Source organism: Streptomyces sp. NPDC049879 (assembly GCF_044461265.1).
GTDB lineage: Bacteria > Actinomycetota > Actinomycetes > Streptomycetales > Streptomycetaceae > Streptomyces.
This window is the reverse complement of record NZ_JBITKT010000001.1, coordinates 858,495-883,940: the sequence shown is the minus strand read 5'-3', so window position 1 is coordinate 883,940 and position 25,446 is coordinate 858,495. Positions and strand designations below refer to the sequence as shown.

25 protein-coding genes, 1 tRNA gene and 1 pseudogene are annotated in these 25,446 nt (G+C 72.5%); 13 read left to right on the top strand and 14 right to left on the bottom strand.

What is annotated here, in order from left to right; all coding sequences use genetic code 11:
* Positions 1 to 133: 133 nt before the first annotated feature.
* The 4 genes from ACIBPC_RS04105 to ACIBPC_RS04090 all read left to right on the top strand — a co-directional run bounded on the left by ACIBPC_RS04105 (position 134) and on the right by ACIBPC_RS04090 (position 2,155).
* The gene (locus ACIBPC_RS04105) at positions 134 to 388 is read left to right on the top strand and encodes a hypothetical protein (protein ID WP_398841109.1); all 255 of its coding nucleotides are present in this window, start codon (positions 134 to 136) and stop codon (positions 386 to 388) included.
* Positions 348 to 872: a DUF6879 family protein gene (locus ACIBPC_RS04100; RefSeq protein WP_362962540.1), complete on the top strand. Its 525-nt coding sequence runs from the start codon at positions 348 to 350 to the stop codon at positions 870 to 872. Before ACIBPC_RS04105 ends, ACIBPC_RS04100 begins: the two co-directional genes overlap by 41 nt.
* A gap of 21 nt (positions 873 to 893) precedes the next feature.
* Positions 894 to 1,769, top strand: coding sequence for a helix-turn-helix transcriptional regulator (locus tag ACIBPC_RS04095; RefSeq protein WP_362962538.1), 876 nt, complete (start codon positions 894 to 896; stop codon positions 1,767 to 1,769).
* A 221-nt stretch (positions 1,770 to 1,990) separates the two neighbouring features.
* Positions 1,991 to 2,155: a hypothetical protein gene (locus ACIBPC_RS04090; protein ID WP_362962536.1), complete on the top strand. Its 165-nt coding sequence runs from the start codon at positions 1,991 to 1,993 to the stop codon at positions 2,153 to 2,155.
* Between the two features lie 68 nt (positions 2,156 to 2,223).
* Here ACIBPC_RS04090 and ACIBPC_RS04085 read toward each other — a convergent pair whose 3' ends face one another.
* From ACIBPC_RS04085 to ACIBPC_RS04075, 3 genes are all read right to left on the bottom strand, one after another.
* The gene (locus ACIBPC_RS04085) at positions 2,224 to 2,628 is read right to left on the bottom strand and encodes a hypothetical protein (RefSeq protein ID WP_398841107.1); all 405 of its coding nucleotides are present in this window, start codon (positions 2,626 to 2,628) and stop codon (positions 2,224 to 2,226) included.
* Positions 2,629 to 2,741: 113 nt separating this feature from the next.
* On the bottom strand, positions 2,742 to 3,977 hold the full coding sequence (locus ACIBPC_RS04080; protein WP_398841106.1) for a PP2C family protein-serine/threonine phosphatase: 1,236 nt from the start codon (positions 3,975 to 3,977) through the stop codon (positions 2,742 to 2,744).
* Positions 3,978 to 4,154: 177 nt separating this feature from the next.
* Positions 4,155 to 5,030 (bottom strand): NAD(P)H-binding protein, encoded by an 876-nt coding sequence (locus ACIBPC_RS04075; protein WP_398841104.1) that lies wholly within the window; start codon positions 5,028 to 5,030, stop codon positions 4,155 to 4,157.
* A 123-nt stretch (positions 5,031 to 5,153) separates the two neighbouring features.
* Here ACIBPC_RS04075 and ACIBPC_RS04070 point away from each other — a divergent pair, with 123 nt between their 5' ends.
* The 3 genes from ACIBPC_RS04070 (at position 5,154) to ACIBPC_RS04060 (ending at position 7,273) form a co-directional block, all read left to right on the top strand.
* On the top strand, positions 5,154 to 5,759 hold the full coding sequence (locus ACIBPC_RS04070) for a hypothetical protein (RefSeq protein WP_398841102.1): 606 nt from the start codon (positions 5,154 to 5,156) through the stop codon (positions 5,757 to 5,759).
* 83 nt (positions 5,760 to 5,842) lie between these two features.
* A complete protein-coding gene (locus ACIBPC_RS04065) occupies positions 5,843 to 6,643 on the top strand; it encodes a hypothetical protein (protein WP_398841101.1) in 801 nt (266 codons plus the stop codon).
* A gap of 84 nt (positions 6,644 to 6,727) precedes the next feature.
* Positions 6,728 to 7,273, top strand: coding sequence for a DUF6879 family protein (locus tag ACIBPC_RS04060; RefSeq protein WP_398841100.1), 546 nt, complete (start codon positions 6,728 to 6,730; stop codon positions 7,271 to 7,273).
* Between the two features lie 254 nt (positions 7,274 to 7,527).
* On the opposite strand, the gene ACIBPC_RS04055 is transcribed toward ACIBPC_RS04060, so the two are convergent.
* Positions 7,528 to 8,844 (bottom strand): hypothetical protein, encoded by a 1,317-nt coding sequence (locus ACIBPC_RS04055; protein ID WP_398841098.1) that lies wholly within the window; start codon positions 8,842 to 8,844, stop codon positions 7,528 to 7,530.
* A 140-nt stretch (positions 8,845 to 8,984) separates the two neighbouring features.
* Between ACIBPC_RS04055 and ACIBPC_RS04050 the strand changes: the two genes are divergently transcribed.
* Positions 8,985 to 9,134, top strand: a complete 150-nt coding sequence (locus ACIBPC_RS04050; RefSeq protein ID WP_398841096.1) for a hypothetical protein — start codon at positions 8,985 to 8,987, stop codon at positions 9,132 to 9,134.
* A gap of 134 nt (positions 9,135 to 9,268) precedes the next feature.
* The gene (locus ACIBPC_RS04045; RefSeq protein ID WP_398841095.1) at positions 9,269 to 9,526 is read left to right on the top strand and encodes a hypothetical protein; all 258 of its coding nucleotides are present in this window, start codon (positions 9,269 to 9,271) and stop codon (positions 9,524 to 9,526) included.
* A 127-nt stretch (positions 9,527 to 9,653) separates the two neighbouring features.
* Here the strand turns inward: ACIBPC_RS04045 and ACIBPC_RS04040 are convergent, their stop codons facing one another.
* Positions 9,654 to 9,812, bottom strand: a complete 159-nt coding sequence (locus ACIBPC_RS04040; protein ID WP_362956426.1) for a hypothetical protein — start codon at positions 9,810 to 9,812, stop codon at positions 9,654 to 9,656.
* A 145-nt stretch (positions 9,813 to 9,957) separates the two neighbouring features.
* A tRNA-Val gene (locus ACIBPC_RS04035) sits at positions 9,958 to 10,029 on the bottom strand.
* 110 nt (positions 10,030 to 10,139) lie between these two features.
* Between ACIBPC_RS04035 and ACIBPC_RS04030 the strand changes: the two genes are divergently transcribed.
* Positions 10,140 to 11,492: a hypothetical protein gene (locus ACIBPC_RS04030; protein WP_398841093.1), complete on the top strand. Its 1,353-nt coding sequence runs from the start codon at positions 10,140 to 10,142 to the stop codon at positions 11,490 to 11,492.
* 55 nt (positions 11,493 to 11,547) lie between these two features.
* A pseudogene (locus ACIBPC_RS04025) lies at positions 11,548 to 11,958 on the top strand (DUF4383 domain-containing protein); the annotation flags it as partial.
* Positions 11,959 to 12,136: 178 nt separating this feature from the next.
* Here ACIBPC_RS04025 and ACIBPC_RS04020 read toward each other — a convergent pair.
* The 3 genes from ACIBPC_RS04020 to ACIBPC_RS04010 are packed head-to-tail and all read right to left on the bottom strand — an operon-like array spanning position 12,137 to position 16,610.
* Complete coding sequence (locus ACIBPC_RS04020) at positions 12,137 to 13,033, bottom strand: HAD family hydrolase (RefSeq protein WP_398841092.1); 897 nt, start codon at positions 13,031 to 13,033, stop codon at positions 12,137 to 12,139.
* Positions 13,030 to 15,438, bottom strand: a complete 2,409-nt coding sequence (locus ACIBPC_RS04015) for a phosphoribosyltransferase (protein WP_398841091.1) — start codon at positions 15,436 to 15,438, stop codon at positions 13,030 to 13,032. Before ACIBPC_RS04015 ends, ACIBPC_RS04020 begins: the two co-directional genes overlap by 4 nt.
* On the bottom strand, positions 15,435 to 16,610 hold the full coding sequence (locus ACIBPC_RS04010; RefSeq protein WP_398841090.1) for an HpcH/HpaI aldolase/citrate lyase family protein: 1,176 nt from the start codon (positions 16,608 to 16,610) through the stop codon (positions 15,435 to 15,437). The genes ACIBPC_RS04015 and ACIBPC_RS04010 overlap by 4 nt, the downstream gene beginning before the upstream one ends.
* A gap of 117 nt (positions 16,611 to 16,727) precedes the next feature.
* On the opposite strand from ACIBPC_RS04010, the gene ACIBPC_RS04005 reads away from it, so the two are divergent.
* Positions 16,728 to 17,477, top strand: coding sequence for a TerD family protein (locus tag ACIBPC_RS04005; protein ID WP_398841089.1), 750 nt, complete (start codon positions 16,728 to 16,730; stop codon positions 17,475 to 17,477).
* 21 nt (positions 17,478 to 17,498) lie between these two features.
* Here ACIBPC_RS04005 and ACIBPC_RS04000 read toward each other — a convergent pair whose 3' ends face one another.
* The 5 genes from ACIBPC_RS04000 to ACIBPC_RS03980 all read right to left on the bottom strand — a co-directional run bounded on the left by ACIBPC_RS04000 (position 17,499) and on the right by ACIBPC_RS03980 (position 22,019).
* Positions 17,499 to 18,620, bottom strand: a complete 1,122-nt coding sequence (locus tag ACIBPC_RS04000) for an NAD(P)-dependent alcohol dehydrogenase (RefSeq protein WP_398841087.1) — start codon at positions 18,618 to 18,620, stop codon at positions 17,499 to 17,501.
* Between the two features lie 184 nt (positions 18,621 to 18,804).
* The gene (locus ACIBPC_RS03995) at positions 18,805 to 19,557 is read right to left on the bottom strand and encodes a Tellurium resistance (protein ID WP_362956502.1); all 753 of its coding nucleotides are present in this window, start codon (positions 19,555 to 19,557) and stop codon (positions 18,805 to 18,807) included.
* A 171-nt stretch (positions 19,558 to 19,728) separates the two neighbouring features.
* On the bottom strand, positions 19,729 to 20,850 hold the full coding sequence (locus ACIBPC_RS03990) for a DUF475 domain-containing protein (RefSeq protein WP_398841085.1): 1,122 nt from the start codon (positions 20,848 to 20,850) through the stop codon (positions 19,729 to 19,731).
* 128 nt (positions 20,851 to 20,978) lie between these two features.
* Positions 20,979 to 21,437, bottom strand: coding sequence for a peroxiredoxin (locus ACIBPC_RS03985; RefSeq protein WP_362956406.1), 459 nt, complete (start codon positions 21,435 to 21,437; stop codon positions 20,979 to 20,981).
* 147 nt (positions 21,438 to 21,584) lie between these two features.
* Positions 21,585 to 22,019 (bottom strand): DUF3052 domain-containing protein, encoded by a 435-nt coding sequence (locus ACIBPC_RS03980; RefSeq protein ID WP_362956403.1) that lies wholly within the window; start codon positions 22,017 to 22,019, stop codon positions 21,585 to 21,587.
* A gap of 553 nt (positions 22,020 to 22,572) precedes the next feature.
* On the opposite strand from ACIBPC_RS03980, the gene aceE reads away from it, so the two are divergent.
* Positions 22,573 to 25,311: a pyruvate dehydrogenase (acetyl-transferring), homodimeric type gene (aceE, locus tag ACIBPC_RS03975; protein WP_398841083.1), complete on the top strand. Its 2,739-nt coding sequence runs from the start codon at positions 22,573 to 22,575 to the stop codon at positions 25,309 to 25,311.
* Positions 25,312 to 25,446: the final 135 nt, after the last annotated feature.

Genomic DNA, 25,446 nt, shown 5'->3' with positions numbered 1-25,446 from the left:
GCCCGGCGGGGGAGGCGCGGGCGCGATGTGACCCTCGGTGATGCGTACTTGACAGCATGTCCGCTCAGGGTGAGAGTCCGCGAAGGGTGAAAGTCCCCCAAAGCGCCCAAGCTACTCGACAGGAGATCGAAGGATGGCTCTACGGTTCATGGGCATCGACCCCAGCACGGACGGGGACGAATGCCCGACGGTCTGGGTGGACGAGGAGACCGCCGACATCGTCGTACAGGGCTGGAAGGCCGACGCGGCTACCGAGAACGAGTGCCTGGAGACGGGCAGGATCCCGGACAGCGAGGCCGTTGTCCGCATCCCCGCCCGCATGGCGTCGATTCTGAGGATGGCAGCCGATGCAGCCGATGCAGCCCAGCTTCACAGAGCAGTTGGCTGACTGCCGAAGATCGGCGGTCCACCTGGAGATGCGGGACGCCTACGCCATAGCGGCGGAGGCGGAGGAGTTCGCCGCCTGGCGCGCGGGCGAGGACGTCAGCCGCCTCGACCCCGGCGGGCGGCGCAAGGAATGGCTCGACACGGTGCGCGCGGCCACCGGCCGGGGCGTCGTCTTCCGGCGGGCGCGTATCGTCTCCGTGCCGGTGTCCGCGTACATACGCTTCGAACACGCGGGCACACAGCTCAACATCGAGGCGGGTGAGGACGTCCGGTGGCTTCCGCGCCGCCGCGCCTCCGCCATCGCCTTGCCAGGGAACGACTTCTGGCTGTTCGATGGGACTGTCGTCCGTTTCAACCACTTCACCGGTGACGGCGCGAGCGGGGGGCCCGAGGTGACGGACTCCCCCGCTGTTGTCGCCCTGTGCGCGACCGCGTTCGAAACGGTGTGGGAACGGGCATTACCGCACACCGAGTTCAGGATCTGACCAGTTGCCGAGCAGCCGCCCATGACAGAGCCGTCATCCAGCGCCCAGGCAGCGCGCCGGGCCGTCGCCCAGCGCCTGCGTGAACTCCGCCTCGACGCGGGGCTGACCGGGCGTGAGGTGGCTGCCCGGTGCGGCTGGCACCCCGCCAAGACCACCCGCCTCGAACGGGCCCAGGCCGCCCCGTCGGACGCCGACATCCGCGCGTGGTGCGCCGCGTGCGGCGCGGAGGACGAGGTCGGCGACCTCGTCAGCGCCTCGCGCGACGCGGACTCGATGTACATCGAGTGGCGGCGCCTCCAGCGCGGCGGGCTGCGCCGCCTCCAGGAGTCCCGCGTGCCGCTGTACGAGCGGACGCGCCTGTTCCGCACGTACTCCTCGCACGTCGTGCCCGGCCTCCTCCAGACGCCCGAGTACGCCGGGGCGCTGCTGCACGCGATAACGGACTTCCGGGGCACCCCGGACGACGTGGCGGCGGCCGTGGAGGCGCGGATGGCGCGTTCGGCGGTCGTCAGGCAGGGGCGGGCGCGGTTCGTGATGCTGATCGAGGAATCGGTTCTCCGCTACCAGATAGGCGACCCGGCGGTGATGGCCGGCCAGCTCGGGCACCTGCTGGCGGTGATGGCGCTGCCCGCCGTGTCGGTGGGGATCGTGCCGTTCGCGGCGCGGGCGCGCGACCAGTGGACGCTGGAGGCGTTCACGATGTTCGACGACCACCGGGTGCACGTCGAACTGCTCGCGGCGCAGGTGACCGTGACGGCGCCGGGCGAGGTGGACCTCTACGTGCGGGCGCACGCGCGGCTGCTGAACCTCGCGGTCCACGGCGACCGGGCGCGCCGCCTCATCACGGCCGCGCTCGACGCCCTCGACACGCAGGACGCGCACGACATGTGGGACTGACCGCGCGCAACTTCTCGCAATGTCATGGCCAGCGGTCCGCCGTTCTACCTACCGTCTGTGAACGACCTTGGTCCGCGAGGGACGCCTGGGGCGACGTCGCGGACCGCACGCGGGGAAGGCCGGCAGGAAGGACGTCGCCATGGCGTGCAAGACCACCTCGGGCACCGTTCGGCGTGACTTAGACGGGGAGCCGCCAGGGCCGCGTCCCGGGGGCGGCGGCCGTGCCTGACCCATCCCGCTACTGGCCCCCGGAACCGGCGCCGGTCCGCGACCCGAACCCGGAGATCACCGTCATCACGGGCCTGGAAGGCCCCCTCCCCCGCCCGATCTGGCGCATGCCCCCCGAACCCCCACAGGACGACCCACCCTGCGCCGACGCCGAGTGACGCCGGGCCCGACCAGGATGCGTCTGCCGTCGCTCAGGACGGGAGCGACGGCAGCCGGCGGGGGGATGTCAGTCGGCGAGATACCCGTTCACAGCCGCTGTCCCCTGGAACTGCAAGTAGTAGTCGGCACCCTCGCGCGAGTTGTAGAAGACCACGGTCCATGTGTGCGCGGGGGCCCACACCCAGCCGTGGCACTTGTTGCGGGTGCACACCCTGACATAGCGTCCGCTGTCGAGAGAGACGTTGATGTCGTCGCAGTCGCCCCAGACTTCGCGCCATTTACCTCTGTCGGGCCAGTGGGCGTTGTCACCCGGCCCGGTGCCCGCCTCGCCCCAGAAATAGATACTCAAGTCGTAACAGAAGGGCCCGGCGGCAGGCGCGTTCGCCGACTCGCCCGCGGCCTGCGCCGCCGGGGCGGCCGCCGCGATGAGCAGCGCCGCGGCAGCCAGCGCCACCCGTTTCCTGATCTGCATCCGTTCGCCCTCTCCCTCGTGGCGGGTGGAAACCCGCGCAGTCGATGGTCGGGGCGGCGCGGCAGGCCCGGCAACGAGATTCGGCCTTCGCCGAATCACCGGCGCCGTCCGTCTCACCTGTCGTGCGTGCCCGTGGTCGGGGCCGTGGGGCGCATCTCCGTGTTGCGGCTCGGGCCGTGCCACTCCATGCACAGCACGGTCGCGTCGTCGTCCAGCCTGCCGCTGTGGTGGTCCAGCACGGCCCGCATGAGGCGGCGCAGCGTCTCCGGCACGGGCAGGCCGTCGGCGTGGTGGCGGATGACGAAGTCGGTGAACTGGTTCAGGCCGAACTCGCGGCCGCGCGCGTCCCGCGCCTCGATCACGCCGTCGGTGTAGAGCAGGACGCGGTCGCCCGGCTCCAGCTGCTCCTGGCACAGCCTGGCGGGCATGCCGAGTTCGGTGCCGAGGGGGTGGGCGGGCGGGCAGCGCAGGGACGTGGTCCAGCGGGCGCCGCGGATCAGCACCGGGAGGTGGTGGCCGCGGTTGATCCAGCTGAACATCCCGGACCGCGTGTCGAGGTGGGCGAGCACGGCGGTGATGTACGTGGTGTGGCCGAAGTGGTCGAGCAGCACCCGTTCGACGCGCTCCCCGGTGTCCACCAGACCGGCCCCCTGCCTGCGCTGGTTGCGGAAGGCGGCGACGGCCAGGTTCGCGACGAGCCCCGCCCGGCTGTCGTGCCCCATCGCGTCGAAGACGGCCAGGTGGATCTCGTCACCGGCGACGGCGTAGTCGAACGCGTCCCCGCCGATCTCGTACGCCGGCTCCATCGCGGCGGCGATCACCACGTCCCGGTTGGCGAACGAGCGCGGCGGCATCAGGTTCCACTGCATCTCGGCGGCCACGTTCATGGTCTCCGTGCGCACCAGGCGGGCGGCGGCGTCGCTGCTCGGCCGCTTGCTGACCACCAGCAGGCCCACCAGCGACGCCATCACGCCGACCCGCTCGGACCCGGTGCCCGGCGGGACGTCGGCCCGCAGCACGCCGAGGCGCTCGGTGCCGTCCAGCACGGGCACCCACCAGCGTTCGCGTTCGCCCTCCGTGCCGCGCTGCGCCTGGTTGCTGGCCCAGACGCGCCCCGGCAGCGTGCCCTCCACGGGGAACGTGTCGCCGCCCTCCGCGCCGTCCGGGCCCCGCCCGGTCACCTCCCGCAGGGTCTGCTGGCGCAGGTCCACCAGGTACAGGCGGGTGTCGTCCAGCCCGGCCTGTCCGGCGTACCGCGCCACAAGATCCGGCAGATCGCCGAAACTGACCAGGTGTTCCTCGCCGAGGATCCCGGTCAGTGCGTCGAGCATGCGCTCCGGCTCGTCCATGTCGGCCTTCCCTCTCCACTCGGGGCCCGGCGGACCCACAGGCCGCCGATCCGGCGGCCCGCGCTTCCGCCGGGTACCCGCACCGTCCACCCGGCGGGCAAACAGGGATCAATCCGACATCAGCCCGCGCACGTCACCTTAGCGCCGAGCGTGCCTCCGGGCCCCGCGCACCGGCGCTCAGCGCGCGACGAGGGGCCGCAGGTGGGTGTACGCCCAGCCGGCCAGGGCGGTCGGGGTCGTCGTGACCGGGGTACGCGCCTGTTCGAGGGTGTGGCCCCGCAGCCCGGCCGTCATGCCGATGATGTTCTCCGCCGCCTCCGCCGACAGCCCCGCCGCCCGCAGGGCCTCCCGCACGTCGTCGTCGGCCACGACCCGCAGCCCGACCGGCCGCCCCAGCGCGCCCGTCAGCACCTCGGCGACGCGTCGCCACGTCAGGTCCTCGGGGCCGTGGACCCCCTGCACCTCCCGCCCCCGCCACGAGCCCGCCAGCATCCGGGCGGCCGCGACGTCGCCGATGTCCCGGGGGTCCACCCAGGGCATCGGCCCGTCGGGGTCGGCGGACGTGGTGAGGACGCCCTGCGCCAACTCCTCGACGTTCATCAGCAGGTTGGTGAAGAAGTACCCGCAGCGCAGGTGCAGGACGTCCGCGCCCGTCGCGTCCAGTTCCTCCTCGACGCGGGCGAGGCCGTCGATGTGGCCCGCGCCGTGCCGCTTCTCCGCGCCGCCGCTGCTGAGCAGCACCGCCCGCCCGGCCTCGCCCGCGCGCAGCGCGTCCGTGAGCCCGGCGACCGTGCGCCGCGACAGCTCCACCGCGCCGTCGGCCGTGTGCGGCGTCGGATCGACCCACAGGACGCAGTCCGCGCCCTCCACCGCCGAACGGACGAACGCCGCGTCCGTCAGATCACCGCGCCGCACGTCCACGCGTTCCCGCGTGTCCGCGTCGAGGCGCGCCGGATCGCGCACCAGCACGCGGGGGCGTACCCCCGCTTGGAGCAACAGCCGCACCACACGCGAACCGACATGCCCGGTCGGAGTCGTGACCACCAGTTCCATCGCACCGCTCTCCCGTCTTCCTGAGGTGCCCCACGGTAGGAACCCATCAGGCCAGTTCCCGTCCTGATGGGCGCGTGTCGGGGACACGGCCGCGTTGTCAGTGGTCGCCTCTAGGCTCACCGCATGAGTTCCTCGCTGAGTGCCTATCTGCTGGACACCGCTGCCACGCGGGCCCTGGTCGGGTCCCGCGACGACCAGTTGCTCGACATGATCAGGACGCGCTTCGGCGACGACCTCGCCCGCGCCGACCGGTCGCACAGCTGGGAGATCGAGCAGGGGGCGCCCACGGCGTACGAGGCACTGCGCGCGGTCGTCCACGGCGGCCCGTTCTCCGAGGGCGAGTCCCCCGCCTCCCAGTACGGCTACGCCTACATGCAGCTGTGCGAACTGACCGGCTCGTTCCTGCCCAACGACCGCTTCACGCCGCACCGGGGCGACTGGCTGTCCGTCGTGGACGACGGCCTGGAGGCCCTCGGCATCACCGCCGTGTCCGTGGCGTCCTTCGGTTACGGCGGCCTGCCCGCACCCCTGCCCTACACCTGGATACCGGGCTGCGGCGAGTGGTCGCCCGAACAGATAGCGAAGGCACTGGAGCAGTACGAGGCGGCGGGGCGGACACCTTCCTCCACCCTGGACCCCGAGACGGCGGAAGCCGCCGAACAGTGCCTCTCCTGGCTGCACCGCGCCGCCGCACACCCGCAGCACGGCCTCATCGGCTTCGTCTTCTGACCCCTGCCCGACCCGACTCTTGGTGACGTGGCAGTGGCGGCGGCGGGTGGCCGACGCTGCGGCAACGCGGCTACTGTGCGCGGATGTCGTACCGACTTGATGCTGTCGTAGGCGATTTCGACCGCTTGCGCAGCTGGGCCGAGGGAGTGCCCGGGGCGGTGGTCGCCCCGCTCAGGCAGCGCATGGGGCTGCTTCCGCTGTCCACCGCGCTCTGCGGTGACCTGCCGCGCATACTCCGTGAGCTCTCACAGGGTGGCCCGGTGGCCCATGTGACAGCGGACTTCTGGGGCGGCGACGGGGATCAGACCGCTGTCCTGTGGCGGGCTGGTGCACGGGAATGGGGGCCAGTGCGTACCTCGGAGTACAGCGGTCCGCGGGAGGAGTGGCCGATCAACGCGGCGCTCGCCCGGCTCGGTGTGGCGCCGGCCGGCCCCGGTGCACCGGACCACCGCGACCTGTTCGTGGAAGTCGGCCTCGGCCAAGGACGGAACGAGGAGGACTGGCGCCGGGCCGCTCTGCAGGCCAACGACGCGGCCGACTACGACGATTGGCACGCGAGGGAGCAGGCGACGCGAGAGTCCGAGGAGCGCGCCGCAGCCGAACGAGCCGTCCACGAGCGGCTGCCCGGCGTCCCGGTGCCCCTCGACGGCAAGGAGATCCTCACCTTGCTCGGCATACCTCAGGGCCGGATGGTAGGAGCGGCCATCCGCCACCTCCAGCAACTCCACATCGACCACGGCCCGCAGTCCCGCGAGGAAGCAGAAACCGCACTGCGCGCCTGGGCAGCAGAGCACGGCTTGGCCCCCACCACTGCGGAGCGGGCGGACACGACGTCCCCGCGCATTCACCGCCCGACTTCCGCCGACCACCACCGCATCCAGTAGTCATCAGGACGGCCTCCTGTACCGGGACCCCGCCGCCGTCCGCGTTACCGGCCCGCATGGTGGCCTAGTTGAGAGAGGCGTGTGATGTCGCGGAGCGAGACGTCAACGAGCAGCCCGAGCTTCCTCGACCTGCTGGCTCGGGCCCAGCATCACGCGATGCACCTGGAGATGCGCGACACCTACGGCGTGGGTGACGAGGCCGCCGACTTCGAGCACTGGAGGCGCACCGGCGAACGCGACGCCGACCCCGCGTCGGAGTACTGGGCTCCGTGGGTACGCCTGATCGGCGACACCGTGTCCCGTGGCGTCGCCGTCCGGCGCGCACGCGTCGTCTCCGAGCCGGTGAGTGACTACATCCGCTATGAACACGCCGGCACGCCGGTGAACGTCTCGGCCGGTGAGGACGTGCGCTGGTTGCCGCGTCGCCGGGCATCGGACCTGCTGCTGCCCGGAAACGACCTCTGGGTCTTCGACCACGACGCCGTGCTGTTCAACCACTTCGACGGTGCGGGCAACTGGTCCCAGCCCCAATGGGAGGTGCGCACCGAGCCAGCCCTGATCAGCCAGGTGCGTGCGGCGTTCGAGGCCGTCTGGGACCGGGCTGTCCCACACGACGAGTTCAAGATCTGACCGCGCACTCACCGTTGCCTTCCACCGCTTTGTCATCCGCTCAGGAAGCACGACAGGTACTGACCGGTCGCCTGCGTGACCTATGGCTGGACGCAGAGCTGACCGGCCGGGACCTGTCCGTGCACTGCGGCTGGAGCGACGCCAAGACCTCCCGGATCGAGCACGCCAAGACGCCGCCGTCAGATAGCGACATCCGCGCATGATGCGCCGCGCGCAGGAAGAGGTGCTGCCCCGCTACGAGCGGACCCGGCATCTCACACCTTCTGCGTGGCCACTTCGTGGGCTTTGGCCAGGAGGGTCCGTACTGAGCGGGTCCGCTGGTACGGGCGTACTCGGCGGCGGATGGCGGCCAGGTGCGCGTCGCCCCGGGCCGTGTGGACGTGCCGGTACCCGTCCAGGAAATGACCCCAGCTGTCGCACGCCGCGTCCACGTGGCCGCGTTCCCACTCGCGGCGCCCCAGCACGGCGTACGCGTGCATGCGGCTCTGCCGCTCCTGCTGCGGCTGGACGCGGATCGACTGCCTGAGCGCGTCCACCGACCCGGCCAGGTCACCGGTTTCGTACAGCACCGTGGAGACGTGGAACCGGTAGGCGCACTCGTCGTACCCGCCGATCGCCTCCCGCCGCGCGTCCGCCCGGCCGAGGGCCGTCTCCGCCTCGCGCAGCCGGCTGAACGCCTGCCGCCTGTCCTTGGTCATCGCGGCAGCCGCCGCCTGCTGTCCCGACAGGAACGCCCGCAGCCTCGGACCGGCGGCCGGCGCCGCCTCGGCGGCCGAATCGGCGAGCTGGAGGGCCTGGTTGCCGTGCCGCAGGCTGGTGGCCTGGAGGCTCATCCCGCGCAGCGTGCGCGAGTACGTCGCCCGGTCATCGGCGGCACTCGCGAGTTCGAGCGCCTTGGCGTAGTACTGCTGGCCCGCGCCGTGATCCTTCTCGTACATGGCCATCCAGCCCAGCAGATACACGAGATCGGCGGCTGCGGACAGCATGCTCTTCCGCACGTCATGGCGGGCGGGCGCGCGCAGGTACGGCCCGATCGAGTGAACGAGGAACGCCGCCGCCATCGGGCGGGCGTGCCCGGCGCCCAACTCGTCCAGGATGTCGGCGATCCTGCGCGTCATCGTCTCGACGGTGCTCACCTCCCCGGGGCCGACGCGCCGCCGGTCGCTGACAGCGGGCGGCCCGACGGAGCCGAAGGCGGGTACGGCCAGCGCGGCGGAGTACAGCCCGGCCTGGAGAACGTTCCGACGTGATGGGTCCATGTCTCCTGTCCCTATGTCGACGAGTTGCTCGGCCAGGTCCCCGGGTCGGCGAGCGGTCGTACCCGCCGCGAACCCGGCGTCCTGCTGCGTGACCGGCCTGCCCAGACGGCGGGCCAACGCCTCACAGACGAGGGGCCGCACCACTACGCGGGGAACGGTTCCGGAAAGCCAGTGCGAGACGGCGGACTGGTCGTACCTCAGCTCCACGCCGACCTCCGCCCCCATCCTGTTCACCGCGCGGGCCATCTGCGTCCGCGACCAGCCCGCCTGCTCGATGAGCCTGCCCAGGGCTGCGTTCGGCTCCCGTGCCATGTTCCTCCCCGGACCTTTCATGGCTTTCACGGTCGTCTGCGCCTTTCACGGTACCCGCGCCGGGCGGCGGTTGGTTACCTCTCGTGTGAGAGACCACCGCAGACGGTGATCTCGTGCCCATGAGAGGAAGTGGCGCAGTGATGCCCGACCCCGGCCACCTGCACACGTGCACGCCCGCGCCCGTGCGCGAGGAGAACCCCCGGATCACCGTGATCACCGGGCTGGAAGGACCGGTGCCCGGATACACGCCGCGTCCGCTGCGTTCGGACGCCGGGGAGGAGGGGGCGTGAGTCTGGTGGGGCCGTTCTGTATGTACTGCGAGGCGACGGATGGCGGGTTGGTCGCGGTGGCGGCTGTGGCCACGGGGTCCGGGCCCGGGTGGGCGTATCACGCGTGTGGTGACTGCCGTGTCTCGGAGCGGCTCGTGCCGCTGGTCGCGCACCCGTCCGACTCGTGGGGTGGGATGCACTACTGGCCGGACGTCGTGCCGCGCGAACTCGTCGTGCTGCTGGCCGGGCTGGGTGAGGCGCCGCAGTTGAAGGCCGTGTCCGACCGGCTGTTCCCCGCCGTCGCCGTCGCGGCGTCCAGGACCGTGGACGAACGGGAACGGGGCGCCGCCGCGTCCGAGGCCGAGGCGGCCGTCGCCGCCCTGTGGGCCGCCGTCCCGGACCACCAGCCATGAGCCGCCACCCACACACCCCCGACGGCCTCTGCCTCTGCCTCTGGGCCACCACACCCCCCACCACCTGAACCACAACACCCAAGCCCCGCCCGCCAATCGCGGCGAGGCGGGGCCTTGGTCGTGGCGGCTACTCGGGGGACGGGGGGTCAGGCAGCTCGTACAGGAAGAACCGCGTCGGGCGCCCGTTCCGCCTCGTCCTGTCGTATGCCTCCACCAGGTCCGCGTAGCGCGGGTCGGTCCACTCGCGGAGCCCCTCGGACCCGTCCTCGCCAGGCTCGGTGCTCATCTCGTCCGCCTCTCTCGCCGGTTCCGGGCACGGTACTTCCCCCGCCCCCGGCTGGGGTGCGATTCGGGCCATTCGGTGCGCGAGGGACGTGACGAGATGCCGACTGCCCGGCAGGGGTGGGGAGTTCGTCCGGTCGGGCGAAGGGTGGGTGCAGACGGGTTCGAACCGCCGACATCCGCCTTGTAAGGGCGGCGCTCTACCGCTGAGCTATGCACCCGGAAGTGAGGCCAAAGCCTACATGGCCTCCCGCCCGCCCCCGCAAACTCGGGGGCGGTGGGAGAATGGACGGACTCGTACCGACCGGATCGTCCGTGGGGAGAGGGACGCGTGCTCGCACCGCGCTTCGCGAAGGGTTACGTCTCGTACGCCTCATCCGTACTGGTCTCATCGCTCTCCGTGGCCGTCCTCGCCGTCTCCGTGCTGCCCGGGGTGTTCACCGGCGGCGGGACGCGGCCGTGGCGGCGCGGGCGCGTCGAGGACCTGCGGGCGTCGGCGCAGGAGGCGAAGGACGGCGCCGCCGCCGCGTTCTACGAGGTGGACACCGCGCAGCGCGAGCTGCGGATCACGCTGGAGACGATCGCCGCCGCCGACAGCTCCCCGCAGGCGGCGCGCGCGGCGGCGGACTTCGCCACGCTCAGTGACCGCGTGGACAACGTGAGCGCGCACTACATCACCGTCGTCGACGCGCACGACATCGACAGCGCCCAGCTCGACGCGGACGGCGCGAACCGCGCCCGCCAGGCCCTCACCGCCGCCCGCACCGAGCTGGGGACCGTCAAGGGCGAGCTGGCCCGCTTCGCGCAGCGCCTCGCGCCCCTCCAGGAACGCGCCGAGTCGCAGCTCGCGCAGGTCGCGCCCGCCGTCGAGCGGGCCAGGCAGGCGCTGCGGGCCGCCACCGAGGCCCTGGACGCCGCCCGCGCCGCCGGGACGCGGGCGGACGAGCCGGCCGCCGCGCTGGCCGCGCTCGGCCCCGAGCTGCGGCTGCTGGGCGAGGGCGCGGGCCGGCACGGCGTGCAGGCGACGATCCGGCGCGCCGAGGACGTCAGCCGCCGGGCGACGGCGCTGGCGGCCGACGTGGCGCGGCTGCCGGAGCGCGCGGCGGAGATCGACCGGCGCCTGTCGTCGCTGCGGACGCGGGCCGACGCCATCGCGAACCGCGCGGAGCAGGTCGAGCCGGTGCTGAGCGAGCTGCGGAGGCGTTTCACGGCCCCCTGCTGGCAGGACCTGCAGCATGTGCCGGAGCAGGCCGCCGCGTCCGTGGCGGAGGCGCGGGAGCTGCTGGGGCGCGCCGGGCGTGCGCGGGACGAGCAGCGGTTCGGCGAGGCGACCGAGGGCCTGACGACGGTGCACGCGCTGCTGGGCAGGACGGACGAGGCGGTCGGGGCCGCGCGCGAGCGGCTGCGGCTGCTGAACGAGGTGTCGTCCGACCCGTCGCGCGAGATCGAGCGGACGCAGTTCGCCGTGCGGGACGCGCAGCGCCTCGCGATGGCGGGCCGCTCGGTGCCCGATCCGCGCCACGCCGGGCCGCTGGACGCGGCGGTGGCGCGGCTTGAGCGGGCGGTGGCGGATCTGGAGCACGGGGGGCGGCACCCCGACTACTGGCGGTTCCTGAGCGAGACGGAGGGCGTACGGGCCACGGCCGCCGCCGTCGTGGAGGAGATCCGCGCCGGGCGCGCCTGATTTGTCCGTTCCCGGAACGGGTACGCGGCCTCGGACACGATGTGAGGAGGCCCCCATGACCGCACCCCCGGGTACGGACCCGCGCGCCCTGCCCCGGCTGCCCGTCGGGCCGCGCTCGCTGTTCACGCAGGCGAGGCTGGACGAGTCGGCGCGCCCCGACCACCGGCTGAGCATGGTCTACCGGCTCGGCGCCGGGCTGATGGGGCTCGGCTTCGTGGTGTTCGGGATCTTCGGCCTGTTCGACACCATCGGCTTCTTCGACACGGGCAACAACACCGTGTGGGGGCTGAACAGCAACGGCGCGCTGAGCGCGCTGTCCATCGTCGTCGGCGCGCTGCTCGCGGTGGGTGTGGTGATCGGCGGCAACTTCGCGTCGAACCTGATCCTCGTCCTCGGCGTGCTGTTCGTGCTGAGCGGGTTCTTCAACCTCGCCGTGCTGCGGACTTCCGTGAACTTCCTCGACTTCCGCATGCAGAACGTCATCTTCAGCTTCGCGATCGGCGTGGTGCTGCTGACGATCGGCATGTACGGGCGGATCTCCGGCAACCTGCCGCACGACAACCCCTACTGGCGCGCGCGGCACCCCGACGCGCTGCGCGACGAGCTGCGGCGGCGCCGGCTGAACGAGACGCGGGGCCGCGCGATCAAGCAGGTGCGAGGCGGTCGGGACGGGCGGAGCGGTCCGCAGGGCCGTGACGATCGAGGTGCGCCCGGAACGCCCGCAGGATCTCCTCGCCGCTCAGGACGCCGTGCGAACGCAGAGCGGTGACGTGCGGGGCGGTCCAGCCGTCCGCCGCGAGTTCGCCGTGTCCCGGGCGCCAGCCGTGGTCGGCGGCGAGCAGCAGGTCGCCGTCGAGGAGTGAGTCGCCGGCGGCGAGGACCGTGCCGCCGCCGGTGCGGCGCGCGACCTCGGCGACGGCGGCCGACTTGGTGAGCGGCGCGGGGACGGCGTACAGCTTGCGGCCTTGGAGGGAGACGGTCCAGCCGCGGGGCTCGGCCCAGTCGGTGAGGTCCTTGACCCAGGCGTCGGGCAGCAGGGCCCGTTCGACGACGAGGTAGCGGAACAGGCCTTCGGCGTCGCGGTCCTTGAGCAGCCAGGCGGGGTCGGCGGTGGTGCGCAGGTGGTCGGCGACCTCGGCCTGGGTGGCGCAGTCGGCGGCGAGGGCGCGGCGTACGGAGACGTGCCAGTCGTAGTCGGTGACGCCGTTGATCAGCAGGTGGCCCCCGTTGGCGCAGATCGCGTACTGGGGGGCGCGGCCCGGGAAGTTGATGCGCAGGTACTGCTTGCGGGTGCGCGTGGTCGTGGGGACCAGGACGGCGCGCGGGTCTTCGGTGAGTGCGGCGAAGAGGTCTCCGGCGGTCTCCGTCATGAACGACTGGGGCCGTCCCTGGTGGACTTCGACGCTCAGCAGCCGGGGCGCGTCCGCGTCGGGCATGGGCAGGGCCAGCGCGGCGGGCGAGTAGATGAGGGTGCGGTCGAGATCGCTGGCGATCACTGTCGGCGGTGCGGTCGGCGGGGCTGTGTCGATCGGGGATGTCACGTGGCGGCCTTTCCGTCGGCGCCGGTGGCGCCCTTGGTGTACCGGGGGTGGATCAGCCCGACGCAACTGTAGGGGAGGTCGTCGGTCTCCTCGACGGGCACGCCGCGCTGGGCGGCGAGCAGCCGGATGTGGTCCAGGTCGGCTCCGGCGCCCCGGCGTGCGAGGACGCGCCAGGGTACGCGGCGCAGCAGGACGCGGGTGGTCTCGCCGACGCCGGGTTTCACGAGGTTGACGTCGCCGATGCCGTACTCCTCGCTGATGCGCTCGACGGCGCGCCAGCCGTCCCAGGTGGGGGTGCGGTCGGCGGCGAGGAGCGCGGCGGTGTCGGCGGCGATCCCGGCGGCGGTGCCGGGGTCGGTGAAGTGGGCGGCGACGGCGTCGAGGAACGCGCCGGACACGTCGGCCGCGGCGAGGTCGCGGTAGTGCTTGCCGCCGTGGAAGTCGTCGGGCCCGACGAGGTCGGCGCGCAGGACGGTGCGGGAGATCAGCCCGGAGACGGTGGAGTTGAGGCAGGCGGACGGGATGAGGAAGTCGTCGCGCGTGCCGTAGGTGGTGACGCAGCCGCCGGGGTCGGCGAGGACGGCGAGGGACGGGTCGAAGCCGGGGAACGGGGCGAGGGCGTCGGCGAGTTCGCGGGTGATGGCGCCCTTGCCCGTCCAGCCGTCGACGAACACGACGTCGGCCGGGTCGTGGTGGGCGGCGAGCCAGCGCAGCGCGGTGGTGTCGATGCCCTGGCCGCGCACGATGGAGACGGCGTAGTGCGGCAGGTCGGCGCCGTGGGCGTGCTGGGCCCAGCGGCGCATGAGGACGCCGACGGGTGTCCCGGCGCGGGCGAGGGATACGAGGACGGGGCGGCGGCCGGGCCGTTCGGCGAGGACGGCCTCGGTGACCGTGCCGACGGCGCGGGCGACGCGTCCGGCGGAGGCGGCCAGGGCGGAGTGGTAGAGCGCCTGGTATTCGGCGCTCGGCTGGTACTCGACGGGCAGGGACTCGGCGTAGTGGGCGCCGCCGGACTGGATGGCCTCCTCGCGTTCCTCGGCGGGGGCTTCGAGGGTGACGTCGGAGAGGTCCTGGAGGAGCCAGCCCACTTCGTCGGGCGCGTACGAGGAGAACGCGGGGCCGCGCAGCGGTTCGGGCAGTCTGCGGTCGGGGACGACGGCCAGCAGGACGTGCGGGGTGTGGGCGGTCAGCTGGTGGAGGAGGCCGCCGGGGGCGTGGAGGGCGGGGGTGTCGCCGGGGGTGTCGGTGACGACGAGGATCGCGTCCCATGGGTGGCCCGCGACGTTGTACGCGTAGCGGGGGCCCGGGCCGTCCGCCGGGTCGTCGTGGGCGGGGAAGGTGAGGCGGGTGCGTATCGCGTAGCCGGGGTCGTCCACGGGGAGGACGGGGCTGCGGGTGGTGGTGGAGAAGCGGACGCGGGTGTCGGGGGTGGCGTCGGCGAGTGCGCGGGCGAGGCGCAGGGGCGTGTAGATCAGTTCCTCGGTGCCGAGGACCAGGACGTCGCGTGCGCCGGCGGGCAGGGCGTCGGCGAGGGTACGGGCCAGGGCGGGGAGCGCGGTGGCGAGGCGGTCCGCGTGGGTGGGGGTGAAGCCGTGGCGTCCGCCATCGGGGACGCGGGCGGGCCAGGGCAGTTCGACCCGTACGGCGGGGGCCGTCTGTGCGGGGTGCCGCTGGGCGGGGATGCGGGCCTCCACCTCGGCGACGACGGCGGCGGCCCGTTCGAGGATGTCGTCGGGTAGCTCGACCCGCCCGCGTGCCAGGGCGGCGACCTGGACGGTGGCGCCCAGTTCGGCCGCGCACTTGGCGAGTTCGGCGCGGTCGGCGTCGGTGCGCATGTCCACCAGGGTCGCGACGACGTAGCGCGCGCGGGGATGGGCGCGGTGCAGGGCGGCGAGGGTGTTGCGGACGGTGCGGCCCGTGCTCAGCTCGTCGTCCACCAGCACGAGCGGCCCGTCGCCGGACAGCAGCGCGGGGTCCGCCGGGAGCAGCAGGTGGGAGGTGTGGTGACTGTGCTCCTCCTCGAAGCCCCCGGCGGGGGCCTGCCCGCGCACCGGGCGGCGCGTGGAGTGCAGGCAGGGAGCGCCGATGGCCTCGGCGACGCAGTGGCCGAGGCCGGTGGCGGTCTCCGCGTAGCCGAGGACGACGGCGCGGGCGGCGTCGGGGCCGAGCAGGTCGCGGACCCGTCCCCCGAGGCGCAGTCCGGTGCCGTGGACGGTGTGCGGGTCCTGGGGGACGTGCTTGCCGAGGACGCCGGAGACGAGCAGGTGGGCCCGTCTCGGGTTGTGGCGCAGCGCGAGGCCGAGGAGGTCGCGGGTGCCGGGCCCGTGCAGCGCGACGCCGAGGCGGCGGGCGACCCACTCCCCCGGCCAGACGGGCGCGTGCTGGGCGTGTGCCGTGTCGTTCATGCGATTCCCGCCGCGAGGAGGTCGACGAAGTCCACGCCCTCGCGGGCCACGCCGAAGACCTCGGCGCGCAGCAGGGTGCGTTCGGCCCAGGCGCGGTGGGGCTTCACTTCGTTCATCTTGTTGGTGTACGCGGACCGCAGGACGCCGCCGCCGTCCGGGCCCGTGCCGACGATGTCGACGGCGTCGCTGAACTCCTCGTGCGTCACGACGGACAGCGCGTGCACGGGGGCGACATGGGAGGGGTGGATGCAGGTCTTGCCCTGGAGGCCGTTGGCGCGGTCCAGCTCGATCTCCTGGAGGAGGCCGTCCATGTCGTGCTCGATCAGCCGGGTGCGGAGCCCCTCGGCGCGGCCGGTGAACGGGCTGTTGCGCAGCTGCGGCTTGAACATGCGCTCCTGCGGGCGGAAGTACTCCCAGACCGGGCCCGAGATGGTGAAGCCAGAACCGTCCGCGCGCCCCAGGACGTTGACCACGTCGGCGATCACGGACGCGACGACGTGCACGTCGTAGGCGGTCATGTCGGGGGTGCGGCGCAGGCCGTAGGCGGAGCAGAAGTCGGTGACGCCGAGGCGTACGGCGGGGATGCGGTCGCGGTGCTTGTCGAGGACGCGGGCGACGGCGCGCAGGCCCTCGGCGCGGGTCTCCATGTGCAGCAGCTCGGGCGATTCGAGGACGGGCATCGCCAGCAGCCGCCGCCCGCAGACCGCCTCGGCGCCGAGCAGCGCCTCCAGGAACGGCGGGCCGGTGACGGCGGTGAACTTCGGGACGACGAAGCCGGTGAGCAGCCGCACGGCGGGGCCGAGGCGCGTGACGAGGCCGGTGATCTGCTCGGGCGCGCGGACGCGTATGAACAGCAGGGGCGCGTCGGCGGGCTCCTCCGGCGGGGCGGCGTCGCGCAGCATCCGCTGGAACTGCCGGACGAGGTTCTCCTCGGCGCCCGGCACCTCGGCGTCGCTGATGGAATCCTCCAGACAGAGGACCATGGACATGACACCCGCGGCGGCCTGCCTGCGGATGTCGGCGTCGAGCCGGGGGCGGGTCGCCGGACTGTAGAGTGTCGCCCCGAGAGCGACCCCCAGGGTCCCGACGGGTGAGGACGGGCCGAACTCGGCGGGCTCCTGGTGGAACAGCGCGCGACGGCGCGCAGGCGGAAGATGCCCGTAATGCCGCATGGTGTACCCCACTCTCCCCGGCGGCGCCGGTCGCCCCACTGGCTGACCCGGACACCCTTTCGACAATCGTAATCGCGCCAATGTTTCGGAAGTATGGCGACAGGCAGGATTCCCCCCATGACGCACCCGTTGGACAAAGGGGCAGCAATTCACCTTCCCGTCACGGTGGTACGCGCCGTGTTGCGGTGGACACCCACCGCAGCCGGGCCCGGGGTCCCGGACATCGACCTGTCGGCCCTGCTGCTCGGCACCGGCGGGCGCGTGCGCTCGGAGGGCGACTTCGTCTTCTACAACCAGCCGCGCCACCCCAGCGGCCTGGTCCGCCGCCTGCCCAGGCGCCGCGACGCGGCGGGGCTGCGGGAGACGGTCGAGATGGACCTCGGGCAGCTCGACGCCGGGGTGACGCGGGTGGTGCTCGCGGCGTCGGCCGACGCGGGCTTCCAGGCGCCCGACAGCGCGCCGCGGCTGCTCGTCCAGGAGGCGGCGGGCGCGGCGGTGCTGGCCGCGTTCCCGCTGGCGCCCGGACCTGCGGAGACCGCGGTGGTGGGCGGCGAGCTGGCCAGGGCGGGGGACGGCTGGGAGTTCCGCGCGCTGGGACGCGGCGTGCGGGGCGGACTGATCGCGCTGGCCCGCGAGTTCGGCGTCAACGCGGCCCGGCCGCCGCAGCAGGCGGCCCCCGCCCCGGCGGCGCCCGCCACGCCGCCCGCTCCGCCCGCCACGCCGCCCGCCACGCCGCAGGTCGCGCCCGTTCCCCACCAGGCCCCCGCGTACGGCTACCCCCACTCCGACCACCCGCAGCCCGACCCGGGGTTCACGCTCCCGCCCCAGGGACCGCAGTTCCTGCCCCAGGACCACCCGGCCGGCTGACCCGCCCAGGCGGCCCCGCGGTCAGAAGCGCACGACCGGCTTGACCGTCACCCCGCTGTGGGCGTCCCGCGCCGCGTCGTTGATCCGCTCCAGCGGGTACTGCCTGATCAGCCGCCCCAGCGGCATCCGCCCCGACCGCACGAGCCCGACCAGCGCGGGCAGGAACGTCACGATGTCGCTGTCCCCCTCCACGATCCCGTGCACCCGGCGCCCGCTCAGCAGCGACAGCGCCGGAACGCTGAACTCCGCGCCCAGCCGCACCCCGATCAGCCCCAGCACCCCGCGCGGCGCCAGCGACTCCAGCGCCTGCGCCTGCACCTGCGGCACACCGCTCGTCTCCACGGCCGCCTGGACGCCCGCGCCGTCCCCGATCTCCCGCAGCCTGGCCACGGGATCGGCCGCCGCGCTGTTGATCACATCGGTCGCGCCCAGTTCACGCGCCAGGTCGAGCCGGGACGGCACGATGTCCACGGCCACGATGCGCGAGGCGCCGGTGAGCCGGGCCGCCATCAGCGCGCCGAGGCCGACCGCGCCGGTGCCGAACACGGCGACGGTGCTGCCCGGCTCGGGCCGCAGCTCGTTCAGCACCGCGCCCGCGCCCGTCTGGATGCCGCAGCCGAGCGGCGCCAGGAGGGCCAGCTCCTCGTCGTCCGCCGCGCCGATCGGCACCACGTTGCGCTCCTGCGCGAGGGCGTGACCCGACAGCGACGACTGCCCGAAGAACGCCCCGGCGATCGGACTGCCGTCCACACCCGTCAGTCCCGAGGACCCGTCCGCGCGGACGCTGCCGGTCGGACTGGTGTTGAGGTCGGTGAACCGCGCGCAGTACGCCGGGTGCCCGGTGCGGCAGGCCGCGCACTCCCCGCACGAGTTGAACGTCAGCAGCACCCGGTCGCCCGGCCGCACCCCGGTGACCCGCTCCCCCACCGCCTCCACAACCCCCGCCCCCTCGTGCCCCAGCACCAGCGGCGGCAGCGACGGGTCGGCCCACGCCTCCTTGTACGTCGCGTCCGTGTGGCACAGCCCGGCCGCGACCACGCGGACCAGGACCTCGTGCGGCCGCGGATCGTCCACGACGATGTCCCGCAGCGTGTACTTCTCCTCGCCCGGTATGGCGAGGGCGGCGGTTGTGGTGGTGGTCATGCTGGCACTCCTCGGTCCCGGACACGACACCGCGCCGGGGCTGTTCATGCTCCGCGCCCGCCGGGCCGGCGAGCGCCTGCGGACCGCGAATCCCGCTTGCCCGCATGGTAGGAGCGCCGGAGCGGCACCGAGGCGACTTTCCCCACCTTTGTCCGGAATACCCACGGACGTGGGGCACGCCCGGTCAGGCGCGCGAACGGCTCGGCTTGCTCCCGTACCCCCAGGACATGCCCCACCCGTACAGGCGGTCGATCTCCGCCTGGAAGCCGTAGACGTACTTCACCTCGCGCCGCACCACCAGGCGGCCCTTGTGGTGCTCGATCAGCGCGACCGCGCAGGACCTGGCGTGCGGGGGCGCGTCCTGGAGGCCGATCTCTATGTTCTTGCCGTCGGCGGCCGAGACGGTCACCACGGCGTCGGCGCGGTCGAACGCGGGGACGCCGTCGTAGATGTAGACGAAGACCAGCAGGCGCTTGAAGTCGTCCTTGTGGTCCAGGTTGACGTAGAGGTGCTCGCCGGACGCGGTGCCGAAGCGGTCGTCGCCGCTGAGCTTGATGTACGGCGGGTCGTTGAAGTCGCCGAGCAGCCCGCCGACCGACTGGACGACGCCGCGGCTGCCGTCCGCCAGCTCGTACAGGCAGGCCAGGTCGAAGTCGAGGCTGGCGACGCCCTGCGAGTGCCCCTGGATCTCCGCCGGTTTGAAGATCTTCCACGGCTGCCGCCACACGCGCCGGGCGGCGGGGTCGAAGTCGGAGTTGCTGCGCATGCGCCAGGACAGCTCGATGCGTAACGTGCCGCTGTCGGCGCCCGCGGCGGTCAGCGGCGCCGTGGGCGAGCGCCGCGTCAGCTCCACCGCGTAGCTGGACATGCCGCCCACGGTGTCGAACTTCTGCCGGGCCGAGCCGCCACCCCGCACGTACGACCACAGGGACGCCATCGCCGCCCACCCCTCTTCCGTCGTGCCGCCGCCACCGTCCGTCACCGGTGCGCGCGGCCGTCCGCACGACGGGGCGGTCACCGACCGCCCCGTTGTGTGAAGACTTCCCATGCCGCCCGTCTGTTCAATCCCCCGGTACGGAGGACGGACACGACGGGCGGCGGCGTACGGTCAGCCCGCCCCGGCCGTCACCTTGGCGTGCTCCGGATCGAGCCGGTTGGCCCGGACCGACGACCAGAAGGAGGCGCCGATGAACGCGACGCCCACGAGGCCGGTGACGACCTCGGGCAGGTGCCAGCGGATGCTGACCAGCAGCATCACGGCCAGGGCGCCGATCGCGTAGTGCGCGCCGTGCTCCAGGTAGCGGTAGTTGTCGAGCGTGCCCTGCCGGACGAGGTAGATCGTCAGCGACCTGACGTACAGGGCGCCGATGCCGAGGCCGAGCGCCATCTCGAAGATCTCGTTGGTGATGGCGAACGCGCCGATCACGCCGTCGAAGGAGAACGACGCGTCCAGCACCTCCAGGTACAGGAAGAGGAAGAACGCCGCCCGGCCCGCCAGGCCGACCGCCGTGGGGCCGCCCGCGGCCCGCTGCTGGGCCTCCTGCCCCTCGTCCACGCGCTCCTCGTCGTCCTCCAGGCGGTCCTCGAAGTAGCCGGACAGGCCGCCGACCACCAGATACGTGAGGAGGCCCGCGATACCGGCGAGCAGCACCGTCTGCGACTTGTCCGCGTGCCCGCCGCCGTGCTGGTACGCCTCCGTGGCGATCGTGTTCGCGGTGATGAGCAGGGCGAGCAGCGCGATGCCGACCGAGACGGCGTCGATGCGGCCGAGCTTGGACAGCGGGCGCTCCAGCCAGCCGATCCAGTGGTGTTCGCGGGAGTCGAAGATGAACTCCAGGAAGATCATCAGCAGGAACATGCCGCCGAACGCCGCGATCGCCGGGTGGGCGTCCGTGACCATCTCGGAGTACTGGTCGGGGTCGTCCAGCGCGAGCTGCACGGCCTCGATCGGCCCGACGCGCGCCGTCAGCGACACGATGGCGACCGGGAACACCAGCCGCATGCCGAAGACGGCGATCAGGATGCCGACGGTGAGGAAGATCTTCTGCCAGAACTCGTTCATCCGCTTCAGCACACCGGCGTTGACGACGGCGTTGTCGAAGGAGAGCGAGACTTCCAGGACGACCAGGATCGCCACGACGGCGAAGCCCGCCCAGCCCCAGAAGAAGAAGGCGGCGGCGAGTCCGATGACGGTGAACCCGAAGGACCAGCCGAAGGTTTTCAGTACCACGTGTTGTCCAGTCTTCCGCGGGACGAGCAGGGTGCGGGCGGTTGCCGTGGGGCGCCCGGGGGCCGATCCGTCGTCCCGGGTCCGGCGGCCGGATCAGGTGCGGTCGGCGCGTGTGCGGCGCGTACGGGTCAGAGCGCCTGGAGCGCGGCGACGTAATCGTCGAGGTCGCGCGCGTCCGGCAGCCCGTTGACGACCGTCCACCGCACCACGCCTTCCTTGTCGATGATGAAGGTGCCGCGCACCGCGCAGCCCTTCTCCTCGTCGAAAACGCCGTAGGCGCGGGAAACGTTGCCGTGCGGCCAGAAGTCGGACAGCAGCGGGTACTCCAGGCCCTCCTGCTCGGCGAAGACGCGCAGCGAGAAGAACGAGTCGGCGGAGACCGCGAGGAGCTGCACGTCGTCGTTGACGAAGGCCGGCAGCTGGTCGCGCAGCGCGCACAGCTCGCCGGTGCAGGTCCCGGAGAAGGCGAACGGGTAGAAGAGCAGGACGACGTTCTTCTCGCCCCGGTAGTCACCGAGCGAGACCGTCTGGCCGTGCTGGTTCTTGAGCGTGAAGTCAGGGGCCTTGGTGCCCGGCTCGATGGCCATGAGCGCGTCATCCGTTTCTCAGCGGGAGGTAAAGTCACCGCCCAGCGTACGACGCGGCCCCTGGTGGGCTGACTGGTGCCCCCAGGGACCGGCGTACGCGCGCGGTGCGCCTGTTTCCCGCGGGGCTCCCGGCCGGATCCGCCGCGGTTACTTCTTCCCGGCCGCCTTCGGCGTCACCAGCCGGCTGCCCGACCAGTCCCGGCCCGCGTTGACCGTGCTGGTCTGGGCGAGGCCCGCGGTCTGGGCGGCCTCGCCGATCTCGCTGGGCTCGACGTAGCCGTCACGGCCCGTCTTCGGCGTCAGCAGCCAGACGGGGGCCCCGGGGTCGATCATGGTGGTGGCATCCACCAGCGCGTCGGTCAGATCGCCGTCGTCCTCGCGGAACCACAGCACCACCGCGTCGGCCACGTCGTCATAGCTCTCGTCGACGAGATCCTGGCCCGTGATGGCCTCGATCCCCTCGCGGAGTTCCTGCTCGGCGTCGTCGTCGTAGCCGAGCTCCTGGACCACCTGTCCGGCCTGGAATCCCAGCCTCGCGGCGGGGTTGGTCCGCTCCTCCGCGTGGTCCGCGGTCGCGCTCACGGATTGCTCCTGTCCTGTGTCGGGCAGCTCGTCGTCGGTGGGGACCGCCGCGCTGCGGGTAGTGCTGGTGGAGAACTGCTGGTGAAACTTACGGGGAAGTACCCTGGAAAAAGGGTACGGGCATGCCGCGCGTGCGCGCGCGGCTTGGGGCGTAGTCCACACGCGCGGGGCGGATCGCGCAAGTACCCGGCGGCCGAGCCCGCCCAAACGTTGACGCATCGGCCGTGTTCCGCGCGGCGTCCGGGCGTGGCACGGCGGCGCGGCGCGTTCGCTCACGCGGCGGACGCGGTGAACAGGCGTTCGCGGTGGTCGGAGGGCGGGGGCGTAGGGTGAGCCGGTCGGCCCGAGCCACCGGGGAGCCGCGTCCCCGGCGCGGAGCGGGCACCGGCGGCCCGGGGACCCGGGCCGGGCCGGTCGCGGGCCGGACGGGGAGCGGCCCGCACGCCGTGGCCACCTGATTACCGTCCGGTAGAGATGACGTTTCGCCGTCGTGGGTCCACGATGGAGGCGGCGCGACACATGCAGAGCAGACAACTCACAGTGAAGGAACAGCGTGGCTTCCGGATCAGATCGCAACCCGATCGTCATGGGCGGCCTTCCCAGCCAGGTCCCGGATCTCGATCCTGAGGAGACTCAGGAATGGCTCGACTCGCTCGACGCGGCCGTCGACGAGCGAGGCCGGGAACGGGCCCGCTATCTCATGCTCCGCCTGATCGAGCGCGCCCGTGAGAAGCAGGTGGCCGTGCCCCAGGCACGTGTCACGGACCATCTCAACTCCATCGCGACCAAGGACGAACCCGAGTACCCCGGTGACGAGGAACTCGAACGCAGGATCATCAACGCGACCCGCTGGAACGCGGCCGTGATGGTCACGCGCGCCCAGCGGCCCGGCATCGGGGTCGGCGGTCACATCGCCACCTTCGGCTCGTCCGCCGTGCTCTACGACGTCGCCTGGAACCACTTCTTCCGCGGCAAGGACGCCGGGGACGGCGGTGACCAGGTGTACTTCCAGGGTCACGCGTCGCCCGGCATGTACGCCCGCGCCTACCTGCACGGACTGCTGTCCGAGGAGAACCTCGACGCGTTCCGCCAGGAGAAGTCCAAGGCCCCCCGCGGCCTGTCCAGCTATCCGCACCCGCGGATGATGCCGGACTTCTGGGAGTTCCCGACCGTCTCCATGGGCCTCGGCCCGATCAGCGCCATCTACCAGGCGCGCATGAACCGCTACATGCAGGCACGGGACATCGCCGACACGTCGAAGTCGCACGTGTGGGCGTTCCTCGGCGACGGCGAGATGGACGAGCCCGAGTCGCTCGGCCAGCTGTCGCTCGCGGCCCGTGAGGGCCTGGACAACCTGACCTTCGTCGTCAACTGCAACCTCCAGCGCCTCGACGGCCCGGTGCGGGGCAACGGCAAGATCATGCAGGAGCTGGAGGGCCAGTTCCGCGGCGCGGGCTGGAACGTGATCAAGCTCGCCTGGGACAGCTCCTGGGACGCCCTGCTCGCGCAGGACACCGACGGCGTGCTCGTGGCGCGGCTGAACAGCACGCCCGACGGGCAGTTCCAGACGTACGCGACCGAGTCCGGCGCGTACATGCGGGAGCACTTCTTCGGCTCGGACCCGCGCCTGGCGAAGATGGTCGAGAACCTGTCGGACGAGGACCTGGTCCGCCTGGCGACCGGCCGCGGCGGCCACGACGCCCGCAAGGTGTACGCGGCGTACAGCGCCGCGCTGGCCCACGACGGCCAGCCGAGCGTCGTGCTCGCGCAGACGGTCAAGGGCTGGAAGCTCGGCCCGGCCTTCGAGGGCCGCAACGCCACGCACCAGATGAAGAAGCTGACCGTCGCGGACGCCAAGGGCCTGCGCGACCGTCTCGGACTGCCGATCCCGGACAGCGCCCTGGAGGGCGGCGTACCGCCGTACTACCACCCGGGCCCGGACTCGCCGGAGATCCGCTACATGAAGGAGCGGCGCCAGGCGCTCGACGGCTTCGTGCCGCAGCGCGTGGTGCGCGCCAAGGCGCTGGAGCTGCCCGGCGACAAGGCGTACGCGGGCGTGAAGAAGGGCTCGGGCAAGCAGGCGGTCGCCACGACGATGGCGTTCGCCCGGCTGCTGAAGGAGCTGATGCGCGACAAGGAGATCGGCAAGCGCTTCGTGCCGATCGCGCCGGACGAGTACCGCACGTTCGGCATGGACGCGATGTTCCCGTCCGCGAAGATCTACAACCCGCTCGGGCAGAAGTACGAGTCGGTGGACCGTGAGCTGCTGCTCGCGTACAAGGAGTCGCCGACCGGGCAGATGCTGCACGACGGCATCACCGAGGCGGGCTGTACGGCGTCGCTGATCGCCGCGGGCTCCGCGTACGCGACGCACGGCGAGCCGCTGATCCCGATCTACATCTTCTATTCGATGTTCGGTTTCCAGCGGACCGGTGACCAGTTCTGGCAGATGGCCGACCAGCTGTCGCGCGGTTTCGTCCTGGGCGCGACCGCCGGGCGCACGACCCTGACCGGTGAGGGCACCCAGCACGCCGACGGGCACTCGCACCTGCTCGCCTCGACCAACCCGGCGTGCGTGGCCTACGACCCGGCCTACGGGTACGAGATCGCGTACATCGTCAAGGACGGCCTGCGCCGTATGTACGGCGAGGACGCCGAGGACGTCTTCTACTACCTCACGGTGTACAACGAGCCGATCGTCCAGCCCGCCGAGCCGGAGAACGTGGACGCCGAGGGCATCGTGCGCGGCGTGTACAAGCTCTCCGAGGGCGCCTCGGGCTCCGTACCGGCGCAGATCATGGCGTCCGGCGTCGGCGTCCCGTGGGCTCTCGAAGCGCAGCGGCTGCTCGCCGACGAGTGGAACGTGAAGGCGGACGTGTGGTCCGTCACGTCGTGGAACGAACTGCGCCGCGACGCGGTGGCCGCCGAGGAGCACAACCTCCTCCACCCGGAGGAGGAGCAGCGCGTGCCGTACGTCACGACGAAACTCCAGGGTTCCGAGGGACCGTTCGTGGCCGTGTCCGACTGGATGCGGGCCGTGCCCGACCAGATCTCGCGCTGGGTGCCCGGCACGTACCAGTCGCTCGGCGGCGACGGGTTCGGCTTCGCCGACACCCGCGGCGCGGCGCGGCGGTTCTTCCACATCGACGCGCAGTCGATCGTGCTGGGCGTGCTGACCGAGCTGGCCAAGGAGGGCCGGATCGACCGCTCCGTGCTCAAGCAGGCCATCGACCGGTACCAGCTGCTCGACGTGGCCGCGGCCGACCCGGGCTCGGCGGGCGGCGACGCGTGACGCGCGCCACACGCTGAGCCCGCGCCCCGGCGCGGTGTGACGACGGCCGCCGTATCCCCCGCGGATACGGCGGCCGTTCGGCGTGCGCGGGGCTGAACGGCCGGTCAGGGGCGTGCGGGCGGGCGGTCCCGGCGC